Consider the following 17629-nt stretch of genomic DNA (forward strand, 5'->3'; position numbering starts at 1 on the left):
CCCCCGGGCACCCACCCGCCACCACCTGTAATCTGTAATATACTCAAGACGCAACTAAAGTAGAACGCCGTATGTGAGCACGTGTAAGGCGTGGTAGCTTGCTGCCCCCTGTCGTCCGCCACACCCCTCCCCGGGACCCTGGGCCCACGGCCCGTGAGACCTGGCACATGAGGGGGGTGGGGGGGGGAGGGAGGGCCCGATAAGGGGCCCGTGCCTCGGCTATCCTGGCCTGGTTGTCAGACAACCAGGATCTGACTGCTGCTCGGGGCGGCGCCGCCTTACCGCAGAAGAACGGAGCATCCATGACAACGATGACGTCCACCCGGTTCAGCAGACTCAGGAGACTACCCGCCCTCCTGGGCGCGGCCGCCCTCGTGACGACCGGGCTCGCTGCCGCGCCGCTGGCGCAGGCGACCCCCACCCCTGACGGCCGTATGGACATTACGATCACCCAGTCCGGTGCCCCCCAGGACGGCATCTACGCGGTCGGTGACGTCATGACCTTCGACATCTCCGTGACCAGCAACCTGTCCGACGCCGCCGCCTTCCGCGTCAGGAGCACCAACCTGGGCGGCGGCGTCTCGGCGTGCCGGTGGACCAACTTCCCCGCTGGCCAGACCCGGGAGTGCAACGGCCAGGCCACCCACGTGGTGACCCAGGAGGACCTCGCCTCCGGCGGCTTCACGCCGTCGGTGGCCTACGAGACCCTGGACGTGGGCTACAACGGCACCGCCACCACCTCCGAGGCCGTCAGCGGGCCGGCCGTGCCCGTCACCGGTCCCATGCTCGACGTCGTGTCCTTCACCAACCAGACCCCCCAGGACACCTACGCCGTCGGGGACCAGGTCACCTACCAGATCCGGGTCAAGGGCCTGGCCAGCACGGTCATCACGGTCGAGGCCACCGGCTCCTCCTTCGACGACCTGGCCGACCAGTGCACCTGGAGGAACCTGCCCACGGGGGCCGCGGGCGTCTACAACTGCAAGGACCTCAGCCACGTCATGACCGACGAGGACGGTCGCAACGGCGCCTGGACGCCGTCGATCACCCTCCAGGCCAAGGACCCCGCCACCGGCGCCGTCCTGCAGACCCGGACCCTGAGCGGCACCGCCCTGCCGGTGGCCTTCACGCCCCCGCCGGCCCAGCCCGCCACCGAGCCGGGCGTGGATCCCTCCCTGCCGTCGGAGTTCACCAGCTCCACGGTCCTGGCCGCCAACACCAGCGCCAACAACTACCGTATCCCGGCCATTACCTCCGCCCCCAACGGCGACCTGCTGGTCTCCTACGACGAGCGCCCCCGCACCGGCTGGGACGTCAGCGGCGGTGACGCCCCCAACCCCAACTCCATCGTGCAGCGCCGTTCCACGGACAACGGCGTGACCTGGGGCGAGCCCACCTACGTCCACCAGGGATCCAAGGACTCCCGGGACACCCGCGTGGGCTTCTCCGACCCCTCCTACGTGGTGGACTGGCAGACCGGCGCTATCTTCAACTTCCACGTCAAGTCCTACAACACCGGTTTCTTCGGCTCCCAGGCCGGTTCCGACGTCAATGACCGCAATGTCCTCCAGGCGGAGGTCTCGGTCTCCCGGGACAACGGCTACACCTGGGAGCACCAGGTCATCACCCCCCAGGTCACCCCGGACGCCTCCTGGATCTCCCGGTTCGCGGCCTCCGGCCAGGGCATCCAGCTCAAGTACGGCGCCTACGCCGGGCGGCTGGTCCAGCAGTTCACGATCAAGAAGGACGACGGCTCCATCCAGGCCGTCTCGGTCTACTCCGACGACCACGGCGCCACCTGGCAGGCCGGTGAGGCCTTCGGGACGCGCATGGACGAGAACAAGGTCGTGGAGCTCTCCGACGGCACCCTGCTGCTGAACTCCCGTGACAACGCCGGCGGCGGGTACCGCAAGATCGCCCGCTCCTCCGACGGCGGCCGCACCTGGGGCGAGGTCACCCCGGACTACCAGCTCAAGGACCCCACCAACAACGGCCAGGTCATCCGCGCCTACCCCTCGGCGCCGGCTGGCAGCCCCCAGTCCAAGGTGCTCCTGTTCACCAACTCCGCCACCTGGAGCGGGCGCACCTACGGGACCATTAAGATGTCCTGCGACGACGGGGCCACCTGGGCCTCGGCCAAGACCTACAACACCGGCCACGTGGGGTACACCACGATCGCGGTGCAGTCCGACGGGCACATTGGCCTGGCCACCGAGGAGGGTGGCAACACCATCTCCTACAACCGCCTCTCCATGTCCTGGCTCGGCGGGGTCTGCGCCCCCCTGTCCGCCAACGAGGTGAGCCTGAGCACGAAGGGCACCCACGCGACCGTCTCCGTGTGGGTGACCAACCAGAGCGCCGACACCCTCTCCGGGGTGGTGAGCCTGGACCTGCCTACCGGGGTCACCGCCGAGGGCGCCACGGTCAGCGACCTCGCCCCCGGGGCCTACACCAAGGTGGACATCCCGCTGACCATTGCCGCCGGGGCCCTGAGCCAGGGCTACGTGGAGGTGACGGCCACCTTCACCACCTCCACGGGCGCCGCCTCCACGGGAACGGTCTGGCTGAAGGTGGACGATCCCGACCACGTGGACCGCAGCCACCTGTCCATCGGGGGCTTCTCCAGCCAGAACCTGGGAGGCGGGGAGTACTCCCCGGCCACCAACGTGATCGACGGCGACACCAGCACCTTCTGGCACTCCCAGTGGTCCGGGGCGGTGGCGCAGCCCCCGCACTACGTGACCCTCAAGATCGACGCCCTCTACGACGTCACCCGCCTGGGCTACGTGCCGCGCACGGACAACCTCAACGGGGTCGCCGAGCAGTACGTCGTCAATGTGGCCCGCTCCACGGACGGTACTTGCCCCGCGGAGGACTCCGCGTGGCGTCAGGCGGCCTCCGGCACCCTGACCAAGCCCGTCCAGACCACTATCGACCTCCAGGGCGCCACCGGTGTGGACTGCGTGCAGTTCGTCATTAGGACCGACCAGGCCAAGGGATCGGTGGAGTACGGGTCGGCGGCCGAGATCAACCTCTTTGGAACGCCGTCTTCTTCTCCGTCGCCTTCTCCTTCTTCTTCTCCGTCTGTGTCTTCTTCTCCTTCGCCGTCTGCGTCTGGGTCTTCGTCGTCTGGTGGTGGGGGTGTGGTTCCTGGGGTGATGCCTGTGTTTGTGGCTCGGGTTGCTGCTGATGGGACGGGGAGTGTTCTGGTGGGTGATTGGGATGGTGATGGTGTTCGGTCTTATGGTGTGCGTGTGGGTAGTCGGGTGGTGTTCTATTCTGAGAACTCGGTTCTGGCTGCTCCGGTGGCGTCGTTGTCTCTGGGGAGGGTCTCGGACCGGGTGTTCGTGGGTGACTGGGACGGTGATGGTCGGGACACGTTGGCCCTGGTGCGGGGTAGGAGTGTGTTCTACCAGCAGGTGGTGGACTCCAGTGCCACCACGGCGGGGCGGGTGCCCGAGGGGGAGCTGGTCGTGGCCCGCCAGGGCGACCACGACGTCCTCATAGCCAGGTAACAGCCCCCCCGCCTGGGGGGCGGCGGCCCACCCGCCCCCGCCCCACCGTGAGAACGGTACTTGTTCCCCGCGAGAACGGTACTTATTCGTCGCGAGAACGGTACTTATTCGTCGCGAGAACGGTACTTATTTCCTATGGGGAACGAGTACCGTTCTCACGGCTGGGGGCGCCGCCCTGACCGTAGACACAGGGCGTCGCCGTCCCCCGTGGTGGAGGGGGCCCGTGCCGCCTCTACGACCGGGCCCTGGCTGGCGCCGTCCCCCGCGGTGGGGGAGGGAGCCGAGACACTCTGGGCCGACAAGGTCGGATCCCTGCCCACGTCGCCTAGGCCCTACGACTAGCGGCCAGGTCGGGGGCGCACCGGACCTCCCGCCCCCGGCGTCCAGGGTCATCACCTCCCGGCTACCTCACCTGGCTGCCGTTCCCGCTACGTCGCCCAAGGTCCTCACAAGCCGTCGGGACGTGCGGTGCGCGGCACCAGGATCCCGGCCCCCCGGCCAGCTCGCCCCTCGTCCCAGTGCCATCCGGTGAAGACGGCGGCCTCCATGAGCGCACGCGCCCAGACCACCGGCTCCTCGCCCCGTCGGCGTCCCACCCCCAGGTAGTGGCGTAGGAGACCAGCGGCCGCGTAGGCGTCGTCGAGCGCCGTGTGGTGCTGGCCGACCACGACCCCGGCCGCCTGGCAGCAGGCCGTCAGCCGTCGTGAGGGGGTGGTCATAAAGTGCCGGGCCCACTCCATGGTGCACACGCGCGGCACTCTGGCGCCGACGTCGAGCATGTGCCCCCCGCCCAGGGCCTGGGTGAGGAACCCGACGTCAAAACGTGCGTTGTGGGCGACGACGGCCCGCCCGGCCAGGTCACGCACCAGCAGGTCGGCGACGTCGTCCAGGGCGGGCGCCCCCACCAGGTCCTGGGCGCGCAGCCCGTGGACAGCCGTGGGGCCCACGCCCGTCAGGGGGCCGGGGTCAATGAGCGTGGACCAGCTGCGCTCGACCTGCCCGTCGGCGTCAGTGAGTACCACGCCGACCTCCAGGATGGCGTCAGCGGTGGGGGACAGGCCGGTGGTCTCCAGGTCGACGACGGCGTAGCCCACATCCCGCCACCGCCGGGCGCCGGTGACGTCGGGTGCCGGGAGGCCGGGGGCCACCAGGGGACGCAACGGCTGACGGTCGTGGGGGGCGCGGTGGTAGAAGGGCATTAGCCGCATCGTAGCCAGGCGGGTCCTGCCCGGCGCCCTGCACCACCCGCCTGCCTTAGCCTCGTGCCCGCCACCTGTCCGCCCGCGCCTCAACCCGCGCCTGCCCGCCTGGCCCGCCCGCCCTGAGCCCGTGCTGCACCCACTCGCGCCGCGCCGGGCCGTGCCGAGCCCGCCCGCCCTGCGCCCGCCGCGCACGCTCTTGCCGACCGCCAGTCGGTGACGTCCCTGGTGCGCCCGCCGCGCGCCCACCGCGCACGCGCGCCTGCCCCCTCCCACCTCCCTGTGGACGTGGCGGAATCCCCAATGCTAGGTTCAACTCATGATTGATCGGCAGCGTTGCCGCCTTCAATCCGTCACATTCGCGCATACCGCACCGTCCTGCGGGCACCGTCGCCCGCACCTCGTTCCCTAGACCCTCCCCAGGAGTGAGCATGACACCGTCGTCACGCCGTCGAGCCGCTGGCACCGTCCTGGCCACAGCCCTGGCCGCCAGCGGCGCGGGGCTCCTGGCCCCTGCCACCTCCGCCGCCCCGGTGAGCCACCCCGGCCTGGCCTCCGTCACCCGCTACGAGGCGGCCGACATCCTCTTCCCCGGCAACGACGGACACGCGCACACCGTCACCTTCGACAAGAACTCCTTTATGGTGGACGGCACGCGCCTGAACATCTGGTCCGGGGAGATCCACTACTGGCGCCTGCCGGACGTCAACGGCTGGCGCGACGTCTTCCAGAAGATGCGCGCTAACGGCTACAACGCCGTCTCCCTGTACATGTTCTGGGGCATGCACCAGAGCGAGGAGGGCGGTGACTTCGACTTCACACCAGGAGGCGTCAAGGACATTGACCTGCTCCTGACCCTGGCCGAGCAGGAGGGCCTCTACGTCATCGCCCGCCCCGGCCCCTACGTCAACGCCGAGATCTCCATGGGCGGCCTGCCCGCCTACATGTCCAACTACGGTGGCGGCCTGCGCTCCACGGACGCCAGGGCCCTGGCCGCCTCCAAGTCCTGGCTCAGCGCCGTCAACGCCATTATCAGGCGCCACCAGGTCACCGACGGCGGCGGCTCGGTCCTGCTCTACCAGGTGGAGAACGAGCTCACCGAGGCCAACAGCGCGGACACGGCCTTCCTGGCCGAGCTCACCCGGCACGTTCGGGCCGACGGCATCACCGTGCCGCTGTTCCACAACGACTGGGGCCTGGGCGGGCGCATGTCGGACACCTCCGCCACCGGCCTGGACCTCTACGCCTACGACTCCTACCCGGTGGGCTTCAACTGCTCCGCGCCCCGCAACGCCATCAGGGACTCCGAGGCCGCCTTCCACGCCTACGCCCCGGGCAGCCCCAACTTCATCACCGAGTCCCAGGGCGGGGCCTTCACCCCCTGGGGCGCCTCCTACAACGCCTCGGACTGCTACGGGTACACCGACCCGGACTTCACCCGCCAGTGGGGGGTCAACAATATCGGCAACGGGGTGACCGCCTTCAACTTCTACATGGGATTCGGCGGCACCAACTGGGGGTGGACCGGCTCCCCGGCGTCGGGCTTCACCTCCTACGACTACGGTGCGGGCATTACCGAGGACCGGGTCATGACCGAGAAGTCGGCCGTGCAGAAGGAGATCGGCTACTACGCCAGGGGCGTGCCCGCCCTGCCCTCCATGGACGCCGTGGAGGCCCCCGCGCCCGCCGACCACCAGGGCGACGCCGTGAGCCTCTACTCGCGCCAGGCCTCGGACACCTCCACCTCCGTCACCGGCCACGGCACCCGGACCATCGCGGCCCGCCTGAGGGACTCCAACTCCACCACCGAGACCACCTTCACCATCCCCCTGAGCCTGGGGACCGGCAGGACGGGCCCCACCCACTCCCTCAGCCACGACGACCGCGACCCCGCCATCACCTACACCGGCTCCTGGCAGCAGGTGGAGGACACCACCGCCTCCAAGGCCACCCTGACCCGCTCCTCCACCCCGGGGGACACCGCCGCCCTCACCTTCACCGGCACCGGCGTGCGCCTGGTCACCAGCACCGGGACCGACCACGGCGAGTTCACCGTGAGGGTCGATGACGCCGACCCCGTCACCGTCTCCTCCACCAGGGTCGACACCGAGCAGAACAAGCCCACCCAGTTCGTGGCCTTCGAGGCCACCGACCTGGCCCAGGGCGAGCACACCGTGACGGTGACCAACACCTCCGGGGCGGTCCTGGGCCTGGACGCCTTCGACGTCGTGACCCCCCAGGCCGCCCAGCCGGTGACCGTGGGCGACGACGACCCCGCCATCACCTACACCGGCTCCTGGACCCACGCCTCGGGCAGGCCCTGGACCCAGGGCGACCTGGGCGGCAACGAGACCTTCTCCAGGACCACGGGCGACTCCTACGAGTACACCTTCACCGGCGTGGGCCTGGACCTCATCGCCCCCTTCTCCGGCAACCACGGCTCGGCCACGGTCAGCGTGGACGGGACCGTGGTGGGCCGCACCCAGGAGACCACGGTCACGGGCACCGAACCCGTCAGGACCGTCTTCTCCTGGCGGGCCCCCCAGGACCAGGCGCCCGCCTCCCACACCGTGCGCGTCACGGTCGACGGCACCCCCTTCCCCGGCTCCTCGGACACCTTCGTCTCCCTGGACGCCATCCGCTACTACCCCGACACCTCGGCCCTGCCCGGCTCCGGCGGAACGGAACCAGGCACCGTCAGCTGGCCCCGCGTCCCCCAGAAGGAGGGCACCAGCCTGACCCTCCACGGGCGTGACGCCCTGCTGCTGACCGCCGACCAGAGGATCGGCACCCACGAGCTGTACTACACCACCTCCCAGATCCTCGGCGCTCCCCTCGACACCCAGGCAGGCCCCCTCCAGTACCTCGTGGGCCGCGCCGGGGACGAGGGCGAGACCGTCCTGCACTACGACGCCGAGCCCACCGTCACCGGTGAGGGCGTGGAGCACACCTGGGACGCCGCCCGCGGCGAGCTGCGCCTGAACTACCGCCACACCGCCAGCACCCCGCTGAACGTGACGGTGACCAGGGCCGGGGCCACCAGCAGCGCCGACACCCTGACGCTGCGCGTTATCGACCGCACCTGCGCCAAGAGGGTCTGGCTCCTGGACGGCACGCGCGACGGCGTCCTGACCACCACCGCCGTGGAGGGCGCCGAGGTGGGCCGCACCGTCCACTACGCCGACGGCGTCGCCCACATCACCGGCTCCCTGGAACAGGCCGGTGACCTGAGCGTCGTCGCCCCCGCCGGGGTGGGCTCGGTGACCTGGAACGGCGCGCCCCTGGGCGAGGTGAGCTCGGGCACGGCCCACGGCTCCGCACCCGGCCCCCAGGAGGTCGCCCCCCAGGCCCTGTCGTTCGTCTCGGCCACCGACGACGCCGAGGCCGCCACGGACTACGACGACTCGGCCTGGACCAGCGCCGACGCCACCACCTCCCGGCAGTCCGAGGACTACCCCGGGATCCTGCGCTACCCCGGCAACCGCGACCGCAACCAGCAGGGACCCGGCTCCTACGCCGGCGTCGTGCTGGACTCCAACCACTACGGCTTCCACTCCGGCAGCGTGTGGTACCGCGCCCACTACACGGCGGCCAGCTCCGACCCCACCCTCTCCTTCCAGGCCACCGCCTCCAAGGGGGCCCCGGCCCAGGGGAGGAACCCCGGCTTCGCGCAGGTCTGGGTCAACGGCCAGTACGCGGGCGCCCTCAGCGCCACCGGCGACTGGCAGTCGGTCAAGGCCCCCGCCGGGGCGGTCAGGGCCGGGCAGCGCGTCGTGGTCGCGGTCCTGGTCAACAACCTGGGACTGAGCCTGGACTGGAACAACGGCGCCTGGGGCAGCCTGTCCCAGTCCAAGGAGAACCGTGGGCTCTACGACGCCGCCCTGGACGCCCAGGGCGCCGTGACCTGGAGGATCAATGGAGCGACGACGGCCTCGGCCAGGGACGCCGCCACCAACCCCTCGGGCACCGTCTACAACAACGGCGGCCTGGGCGGGGAGAGGGCCGGCTGGCACATGCCCGCCCTCCAGGACTCCTCCTGGGAGAGGACCGACGACCTCCACGCCGCCCGCCCCGGGGTCACCTGGTACCGCTCCCACGTGACCCTCGACGTCCCCGACTCCCAGGACACCGCCTGGCACCTGGACGTGAGCTCCTCACGCCTCCCCGCCCGGGCGGACCACTCCCAGGTGACGCTGTTCGTCAACGGCTGGAACACGGGCGTCTACATTGGTGACGCGGGACCGCAGAGCTCCTTCACCATCCCCTCGGCCTTCCTCAACCACCACGGCGACAACGTGATCGCGCTCGCGGTAGCCGCCAAGGAGGCAGGTGCCGGCCCGGAGTCCGTGAGCCTGGTGCCGGTGCACTCCAGCACCGTCCCGACCCGCCCGCAGCCCTCACCCGGGCCCAGCCCGACGCCGGGACCTGACCCGACGCCGGGACCTGACCCGACGCCGGGGCCCAGTCCGTCCGCGTCGCCCTCTGTGTCTCCCTCGCCTACGTCTGCGCCGTCTTCTTCTCCGTCTCCGTCGCCTTCTGCGTCTGCGTCGCCTTCTGCGTCTGGGTCTGGTTCTCCTTCTGTGTCGGCGTCTTCGTCGTCTGGTGGTGGGGGTGTGGTTCCTGGGGTGATGCCTGTGTTTGTGGCTCGGGTTGCTGCTGATGGGTCGGGGAGTGTTCTGGTGGGTGATTGGGATGGTGATGGTGTTCGGTCTTATGGTGTGCGTGTGGGTAGTCGGGTGGTGTTCTATTCTGAGAACTCGGTTCTGGCTGCTCCGGTGGCGTCGTTGTCTCTGGGGAGGGTCTCGGACCGGGTGTTCGTGGGTGACTGGGACGGTGATGGTCGGGACACGCTGGCCCTGGTGCGGGGTAGGAGCGTGTTCTACCAGCAGGTGATGGACTCCAGTGCTACCACGGCGGGGCGGGTGCCCGCCGGCGAGCTGGTGGTGGCCCGCCAGGGCGACCACGACGTCCTCATAGCCAGGTAACCCCCCGCCCCCGGGGGCGGCGGCCCCCACCACCGCCCCACCGTGAGAACGGTACTTATTCGCCGTGAGAACGGGAGGGGCAGGGCCCGGGACCGTCCGCCAACGAGGACCCGCCCAGGGTCCGCAAGGTGCCACGGTCACCTGGGAGCACGCGCGTACAACACACTCCGGACCGGCCACATCCCGGACCGGCTCGGACGTCCTGAGACGTGCCGGAGATATTAAATACAGTTAAAAACATTCGCCAATTTGTCCTCTCTGCAAAGGAGCATATGATGAGACCCCTTCCTGCGAGGCGCCGACGCCTCGCCCGAGCCGCCGCCCTCCTGGGCGCGACGGCGCTGGTCGCCACCGGTCTGGCGGCCACCGCCCCTACCCAGGCGCTCCCGGCGACCCCACCGGCCGTTGTCGCCGAGCCTGCCGCCACCGGGCACAACGTGGCCCTGGCCAGCGCCGGGGCGGACGTCACCTCCTCGGGCACCGAGCTGACCGACCGGTGGCTCGCGGACAAGGCGATCGACGGCGTCGCCAGCGGAGACTCCCGGTGGTCCTCGAACTACTGACCAGGCCTGGCTCGCCGTCCACCTGGCCCGTCCCACGACGATCGACCACGTCACCGTCAAGTGGGAGGCCGCGTGCGCGGCCGCCTACCACCTCGAGGTGTCCAAGGACGGCCAGACCTGGCAGCGGGCCTCGGAGACGATCCGCCCCACCTGCGCCACCACGGACACCCAGACCCTGTCGGCCGCACAGGCCTCTGAGCAGTGGAGCTACGTCAAGATGCAGGCCGAGGAGCGCACCCCCATTAACAACACCAAGTACGGCGTCTCCCTGTACGAGCTGGAGGTCTGGGACGACCCCCAGGCCGCCGACCCGCCCCAGGCGTCCCCGGGCCTCCACCTGGTCCCCCTGCCCGTCAGCCTCACCGACAACTCCGTCACGCAGGCGCCCTTCACCCTGAGCGCCGAGTCCCGAATCGTGCTCGACGGCGCGACGGCCTCCGCCGCCCACGGCGTCGCCGACATCCTGGCCACCGAGCTGCGCGCCTCCACCGGCTACCCCCTGGAGGTCGTGTCCTCCGCCACGCCGGGTGCGCACGACGTCGTCCTGCGCGACGGCGAGGTCCCGGGGCAGACCGGGGACGAGGCCTACGCCCTGACCACGGCCGACACCGGTGCGGTCGTGACCGCCACCAGCGCCCACGGCTTCTTCAACGGCACCCGCACGCTCCTCCAGCTGCTGCCGGCCGCCGCCGCCTCACCCACCGCCCTGTCCACCACCTGGGCGGCCCCGGCCGTGAGCATCGCCGACGCGCCCCGCTACGAGTACCGCGCCGTCATGATCGACCCGGCCCGCTCCTTCATTACCGTGGACGAGGTCAAGAAGATCATTGACGAGGTCTCCAACCTCAAGATGAGCTACGTGCACTTCCACGTGGCTGACGACCAGGGGTGGCGGGTCGAGATCACTAACGAGGGCCGTGAGGCCGGGGACACCATTGACTACACCCGGCTGACCGAGGTCTCCGGCAAGACGGCCATGAACACCCACGACCGTCAGGCCTCCCAGGAGCTGGGCCGTACCGGCTACTACACGCAGGCCGAGTTCCGTGACATCGTGGCCTACGCGAGCTCCCGCTTCGTGACCATGGTGCCCGAGGTGGACCTGCCCGGACACACCAACGCCGCCCTGCACGCCGTCTCCGAGCTCAACACGGCCGGCTCCTCCCACCCGGGCACGCCCGAGGAGCCCACCGCCCCGGCCAACGGGACCGGCAACGTCGGCTACTCCTACCTCGACCCCAACTCGGAGGTCAGCTTCACCTTTATGCGCCACGTCCTGGGGCAGCTCGCGGACATGACCACCGGACGCTTCCTCCACATCGGCGGTGACGAGCCCCACTCCATGCTGAGCCGCTACGGCCAGGCCACGTACAACGCGACCCTGAGCCGCATCCTGCAGACCGTGCGCGACACCGGTAAGAGCCCCATCGGCTGGTCGGAGGCCGCGGCCACGACCATGCAGACCGGTGACGGCATCCAGTACTGGATCGGGGACAAGACCACGGTGGCCCGCGCGGTCAACCAGGAGGGGGCCAAGGTCGTCGTCTCCAACGGCGCCACGTCCTACATCGACCAGAAGTACCACTCCTCCACCCCCATCGGCCTGACCTGGGCCTGCTCGGGCACCTGCGACGTGCGCCAGTACTACCAGTGGGACCCGGCCAGCATTATCCCGGGCGTGGGCGACTCGGGCATCCTGGGCAACGAGGCCGCCCTGTGGTCCGAGACGGTCCGCGGCGGGGACCAGAACGAGTTCCTCATGTGGGGCCGTGCGGCCGCCCACGCCGAGATCGGCTGGACCCCCCAGGCCCGGCGTGACGTGGACAACTTCGTGGGCCGGCTGAGCGGCATCGGGCCGCGCTGGACCATGGAGGGCACCAACTTCTACGACACCGCCCAGGTCACCTGGGAGGCGTCCCTGGCCGCCACGGCGGGCCTGAGCGTGCGCCCGGGCCAGGAGGCGACCGTCCCCGTGGGCGTGCTCGCCGCCCCGGGCACCGTCACCGACTCCACCGCCGTCTCCCCGGACTCCACCGCCGACGCCGACGGCGTCTCCGCCTCCCGCCTGAGCCCGGGCTCCACGGTGAGCGTCAACTGGGGTGACGGCACGGAGCCGACGACGGCCACGGTCACCACGGACCGGCCGCGTGACCCCTACTACGCCTCCGGGCTGTACCGGCTCCTGGGCAGCCACACCTACGCCGCCGCCGGGGACTACACCCTGACCCTGACCCTGGGGGAGAGGACGGCGACCACCACGGTCCACGTGGCCGACGACGCCACCAACCCGTCCCTGCCCCAGCCCTGGGATCCCTCGGTGACCCCGCAGGCCCAGGTCCCCGTCACCGACCTGGCCGTGGGCGGCCGCTACGCCATGGGGGTCACCGGGTTCGCCCCCGGCTCCTACGTGGACATTACCGTGGGTGAGACGCGCCTGGGGCAGTTCCGCATGGACGCCACCGGCGCGCGCACGGGCCAGTGGGTCAACGCCCCCGCCTCGCTGGTGAGCGGGCCGCAGACCCTGCGCTTCTCCCAGGGGGACCGGCACGTGGACGTGGCGGTGAACGTCACCGGCGGCCGCGTGGCCCTGGAGAACCCGCTGCCCGCGGGCTCCCTGACCCTGACCGAGGCCGACTCCGAGGAACGCACCGGTGAGACGCCTCCCAACGGCCCCGCCACCGCGGCGATCGACGGCGACCCCAGCACCTTCTGGCACACCCAGTGGCAGGGGGGATCCCCCGGGTTCCCGCACCACATCACCCTGGGCCTGCCCCAGGGCCAGATCTGCCAGGTGACGGGCTTTGAGTACACGAGGCGCTCCGGGAACCAGAACTCCCGGGCCAAGGACTACCGCCTGGAGGTCTCCGAGAACGGCCAGGACTGGAGCGTGGTCCACGAGGGCAGCCTCGCTGACACCGACGCGCCCCAGGCGGTCAACCTGGATCCCTCCCAGGTCCGCCAGGCGGCCTACGTGCGCATGGTCCAGCTGAGCTCCCAGGCGGGCAACGCCTTCGGCGGGGCCGCTGAGATCCGGGTGGGGGCCACCTGCTCCGCCTCCCCCACGCCCAAGCCCACGCCCTCCCCGAGCCCCGAGCCCGGGCCCAGTCCTGAGCCGACGCCCCAGCCGTCCCCGAGCCCCGAGCCCGGGCCCTGAGCCCGGTCCTGAGCCGACGCCCCAGCCGTCCCCGAGCCCCGAGCCCACGCCCGGGCCCCAGCCCACGCCGTCCCCGGAGCCGAGCCCTGGCCCCACGCCGGGTCCGTCCCCGGAGCCTGAGCAGCCGGCCTTCGTGTCGGCCATGGTGCGTCTGGACCGCGGCACCGCCTTCCTGGGCGACTGGGACGGCGACGGGACCAAGAGCTGGGCGGTGCGCGTAGGCAGCCGCACGGTCTTCTACAACGAGAACGCGGTCGCCGCGGCCCCGGCCGGCTCGGTCTCCCTGGGGCGTGCCACCGACCGGGCCTACGTCGGCGACTGGGACGGCGACGGGCGTGACACCCTGGCCCTGGTGCGTGGCACCACGGCCTTCTACCAGACCGCCCTGACCTCCACGGAGACGACGTCGGGCCAGGTTCCCGCCGGCGAGCTGGTGGTGGTGCGCGAGGGCGACCGCGACGTCCTCCGGGCCAAGTAGCCGCCGGGTGGCGGTCCGGCCGCGCCCGTGAGGGGCCGGAACCGGCCTCACAGCCAGCCTCGCCTGCCGCGGCGGTCCGGCCACGCCTGGGTCCGGCCGCGCCCGTAGGGGACCGGGGCCAGCCTCACAGTCAGGCCCTATGGGGTGCGGACCCGGGCCGTGCCCGTAAAAGACCGGGACCGGCCACCTGTGGTGAGCAGGTGGCCGGTCCTGCTGCCCGGGGGCGCCCTGGGGGCACCCCCGGTCCCACGTGCGTGCCAGACGGAGCTCCCTGCTGCCCGGGGCACCCCGGGGGCACGGCCGTTCGTCGGCCTGTGGGAGTGCGGGCCGACCAGAGGCCCGGGGGCGCCTCGGGGGCACGGCCGTGCGTCTTCGCGCTGGCTCCCGGAATTCTGCCCCAAAGTACCCTGTGGGTCAGCGCGGGCGGCCTACACTCTGCCCATGGGAGCAGCTCTGACCACCCCCGAGACCACCGCCGTCACCAACAGCACGATCGCCACCCAGATGGCCCACCGCACCATCCGCGCCTTCACCTCCGAGCCGCTGGCCCCGGAGGTGGTGGACACCCTTCTGGACGTCGCCCGCCACAGCGCCACCTCCGGCTTCCAGCAGCAGCTGACCATTATCCGGGTGCTCGACCCCGCCGTCCGCGAGGAGGTCCACGCCGCCTCCGGCCAGCCCTACGTCGGGGGCTCACACGGTGAGCTGCTGGTCTTCGTCGTCGACCTGTACCGCAACGCCCTCATCCGCCAGCGCGCCGGGGCCGACCTGGAGCCCCTGGAGCGCACCAACCTGTTCCTGGCCGGCATGGAGGACGCCGTGATCGCCGCCCAGAACGTCGTCGTGGCCGCCGAGTCCCTGGGGCTGGGGACGGTCTACCTCGGCAGCGTCCTGGGCGACCCGCGCCGCCTCGTCCGGGCCCTGCGACTGCCTGAGCGCACCTTCCCCGTCCTGGGCCTCCTCGTGGGGCACCCGGACCAGGAGCCCCAGTACAAGCCGCGTCTGCCGCGTGCGGTGACCTGCGCCGTCGACTCCTACCCCGAGCTGGACGAGGCCGCCCTGGAGGAGTACGACGCCCGCGTGGAGGAGTACTACGACCTGCGGGACGCCAACCGCCGGGTGGACGCCTGGACCACCCAGATCGTGCGGGCCCTGGGCCAGGGTCCGGCCGCCCAGTCCCCGGTCCTGGAGGTCCTCCACGAGCAGCGCCTGGCCCTGCACTAGGACCCGCCGCTCAGGACTGGCCCAGGCGCCGGGTGCGCCCCGGCGCGGGCTAGCATCGCTCCATGACGGACCAGACGACGTCCACCGCCCCCGGCGCCCACCCGGCCCGCCTCCCGGCGCTGTCAGCCTTCAGCCTCCCTACGGCCCTGGTCGTCACCCAGGACGGACAGGTCATTGCCCGCGCCGGGGACGTGGACGCCGTCCACCCCCTGGCCTCCGTCACCAAGCCGCTGGTGGTCTGGTCGGCCCTGGTCGCCGTCGACCGCGGCCTGCTCGCCCTGGACGACCCGGCCGGCCCGGGGCTGCCCGGGGCCACCATTGCGCACCTCATGTCCCACTCCTCGGGCGTCGCCTTTGACTCCCCGGCCGTCCTGGCCGCCCCCGGCACCCGGCGCGTCTACTCCAACTTCGGTATTGAGATCCTGGGTCAGCGGCTCCAGGAGGCCACGGCCACGCCCCTGGAGGCCTGGGTGGAGACCACCGTCCTGGAGCCGCTGGGTATGGCCAGCGTCCTGGTGCCCGGTTCCCCGGCGTACTCGGGCAGCGGCACGGCGGCGGACCTGTCCGTCTTCGCCCGTGAGCTCGCCGCGCCCCGGCTGGTCTCGGCCGACCTGGCGGCGCTGGCCCGCACCCCCTTCCTCCCTCAGCTCGACGGCGTCCTGCCGGGCTACGGGCGCCAGGTGCCCAACGGCTTCGGCCTGGGGCTGGAGGTGCGCGGACACAAGTCCCCCCACTGGACTGGTAGCCGCAACAGTCCGGCGACCTTCGGGCACTTCGGGCAGTCCGGGAGCTTTGTGTGGGTGGACCCGGTGGCCGGGCGGCAGGCCGTCTTCCTGGGCGAGCAGCCCTTCGGTGCCGTCCACAAGGCGAGCTGGCCAGCCCTGTGCGACCAAATCCTGGCCCTGTGAGGCCCGCGCCCTCTCCGCGAGAACGGTACTTGTTTGTCGTGAGAACGGTACTTGTTCGTGGGGTTGGTGTTTGTGGTGTGGGTGGGGTGGGGGGCTGGTTGTGTGTGGGGTCTTTGGGGTTGGTCTGAGGTTCCTGGGGTGGGTTCTGTCTGTGGGGGGTCGGAGTTCCTGGTCGTGTGGGTGGGAGTGGTGTGCGGGGACGTTTTGTGTACAGGGTGACATTTTGTGCACAAGGTAACGTTTTGTGTAGAAAGTGACGAATCTAGGTCGCTTTGTGTGCAATCGGTTACCTTCTGCACAAAATGTTCCGCTGTGTGCTGTGCAGTGCGGGCAGGGCGGGACCCAGTTGCGGTGCCCGGGGTGGCTGCTGGCGGTGCTGGGGTCGGGGCCCTCCCGAGTGCGACAGTGGCTGGCCAGAGCGACGCCTGCTGGTGGTGCGGGGGTCGGGTGCCGGGTGGTGGTGTTGCACAGTCATGAGACCACCCCGTGTCTGGGGTCGGGAGTGATCGCGCCCGACGCCGACGGCGTCCAGACGCATGAGGCCGCCTGGCGTCTGGGGCCGGGTCTCTCCGAGTCCCTGACCGCGGGGTCGTCAATGCCGAGGCCGTCCCGCGTCCTGGGCCCCTCAGTCCAGCTCGACAATGACGGGCACGTGGTCCGAGGCCCCCTTGCCCTTGCGCTCGTCGCGGTCAATGGCTGCTCCTACCACCCGCGCGGCCAGGGCCGGTGAGGCGTAGGCAAAGTCAATGCGCATACCCTCGTTGCGGGGAAAACGCAGGCGCTGGTAGTCCCAGAAGGTGTAGTTGGTCACGTGTGGGCGAGTCACCTCGCTCATGCCTACCGACTCAAAGGCTGCGAATGCCTCCCGCTCGGGCGCCGAGACGTGCGTAGCTCCCGCAAAGGCCGACACGTCCCACACGTCCTCGTCGCGGGGGGCCACGTTCCAGTCGCCCACGAGGGCCAGGGGCAGGTCCGGGTCGGCCTCCAGCCAGGAGCCGACGGCGTCGCGCAGCCGGGCCAGCCACTCCAGCTTGTAGGTGTAGTGGGGGTGGGTGAGCTCGCGCCCGTTGGGGACGTACAGGCTCCACAGCCGTACCGGGCGTGGGACGCCGGTCGCCGTGGCGTCCCTGGCGGTCCCGCTGTCCCCACCGATCCCGGTGACCCCAGTGGTCCCGGTGGTGCCTGATGCGCTCCCCACGGTGGCGCCTAGTGCGCGGGCCTCGACCACGGGCTCCTTCCCCTGGCCGGCGACCCAGGTGGGCTGTCCGGGGAAGGAGGTGACGACGTCGGACAGGCCGACGCGCGAGGCAATCGCCACCCCGTTCCACTGGTCCAGCCCGTGGACCGCCACCTCGTAGCCAGCGGCCTCAAAAGGTAGGTAGGGGAACTGCTCGGGGCGGCACTTGGTCTCCTGGATGGCCAGCACGTCTATGTCCTGGCGCTCCAGGAAGCGGATGACGCGCTCGGTGCGGGTGCGGACGGAGTTGACGTTCCAGGTTGCCAGGCGCATGGGGGCAGCCTAATGGTGTGGGACAGGTGTCAAGGACACGGCGCTCTGGAGGCAGGGGGCCGAGCGGTCCGGGGGTGTGGGTGGTGTGGCCAC

Annotated in this window: 9 protein-coding genes; 7 read left to right on the forward strand and 2 right to left on the reverse strand. The window is 70.9% G+C overall.

Annotation, left to right across the window (positions count from 1 at the left end):
* The first annotated feature begins 302 nt into the window (after positions 1–302).
* Positions 303–3515, forward strand: a complete 3213-nt coding sequence (locus C3V41_RS11170; protein ID WP_129591594.1) for an exo-alpha-sialidase — start codon at positions 303–305, stop codon at positions 3513–3515.
* Between the two features lie 446 nt (positions 3516–3961).
* Here the strand turns inward: C3V41_RS11170 and C3V41_RS11175 are convergent, their stop codons facing one another.
* Positions 3962–4714 (reverse strand): 3'-5' exonuclease, encoded by a 753-nt coding sequence (locus tag C3V41_RS11175; RefSeq protein WP_106110314.1) that lies wholly within the window; start codon positions 4712–4714, stop codon positions 3962–3964.
* A 431-nt stretch (positions 4715–5145) separates the two neighbouring features.
* Between C3V41_RS11175 and C3V41_RS14300 the strand changes: the two genes are divergently transcribed.
* The 6 genes from C3V41_RS14300 to C3V41_RS11220 all read left to right on the forward strand — a co-directional run bounded on the left by C3V41_RS14300 (position 5146) and on the right by C3V41_RS11220 (position 16026).
* Positions 5146–9699: a beta-galactosidase gene (locus C3V41_RS14300; protein ID WP_165271645.1), complete on the forward strand. Its 4554-nt coding sequence runs from the start codon at positions 5146–5148 to the stop codon at positions 9697–9699.
* A 275-nt stretch (positions 9700–9974) separates the two neighbouring features.
* Positions 9975–10262 (forward strand): hypothetical protein, encoded by a 288-nt coding sequence (locus C3V41_RS11200; RefSeq protein ID WP_129591595.1) that lies wholly within the window; start codon positions 9975–9977, stop codon positions 10260–10262.
* Between the two features lie 40 nt (positions 10263–10302).
* Positions 10303–13416 (forward strand): family 20 glycosylhydrolase, encoded by a 3114-nt coding sequence (locus C3V41_RS11205; protein ID WP_254423754.1) that lies wholly within the window; start codon positions 10303–10305, stop codon positions 13414–13416.
* 142 nt (positions 13417–13558) lie between these two features.
* The gene (locus C3V41_RS11210; RefSeq protein ID WP_106110317.1) at positions 13559–13894 is read left to right on the forward strand and encodes a hypothetical protein; all 336 of its coding nucleotides are present in this window, start codon (positions 13559–13561) and stop codon (positions 13892–13894) included.
* A 441-nt stretch (positions 13895–14335) separates the two neighbouring features.
* A complete protein-coding gene (locus C3V41_RS11215) occupies positions 14336–15118 on the forward strand; it encodes an NADPH-dependent oxidoreductase (RefSeq protein WP_106110318.1) in 783 nt (260 codons plus the stop codon).
* 62 nt (positions 15119–15180) lie between these two features.
* On the forward strand, positions 15181–16026 hold the full coding sequence (locus C3V41_RS11220; protein ID WP_106110319.1) for a serine hydrolase domain-containing protein: 846 nt from the start codon (positions 15181–15183) through the stop codon (positions 16024–16026).
* A 625-nt stretch (positions 16027–16651) separates the two neighbouring features.
* Here C3V41_RS11220 and C3V41_RS11225 read toward each other — a convergent pair.
* Entirely contained in the window at positions 16652–17536 is an 885-nt protein-coding gene (locus C3V41_RS11225) for an exodeoxyribonuclease III (protein WP_106110320.1), read from the reverse strand.
* Positions 17537–17629 lie beyond the last annotated feature (93 nt).

Origin of the sequence: Actinomyces sp. oral taxon 897, from assembly GCF_002999235.1 — a bacterium.
GTDB lineage: Bacteria > Actinomycetota > Actinomycetes > Actinomycetales > Actinomycetaceae > Actinomyces.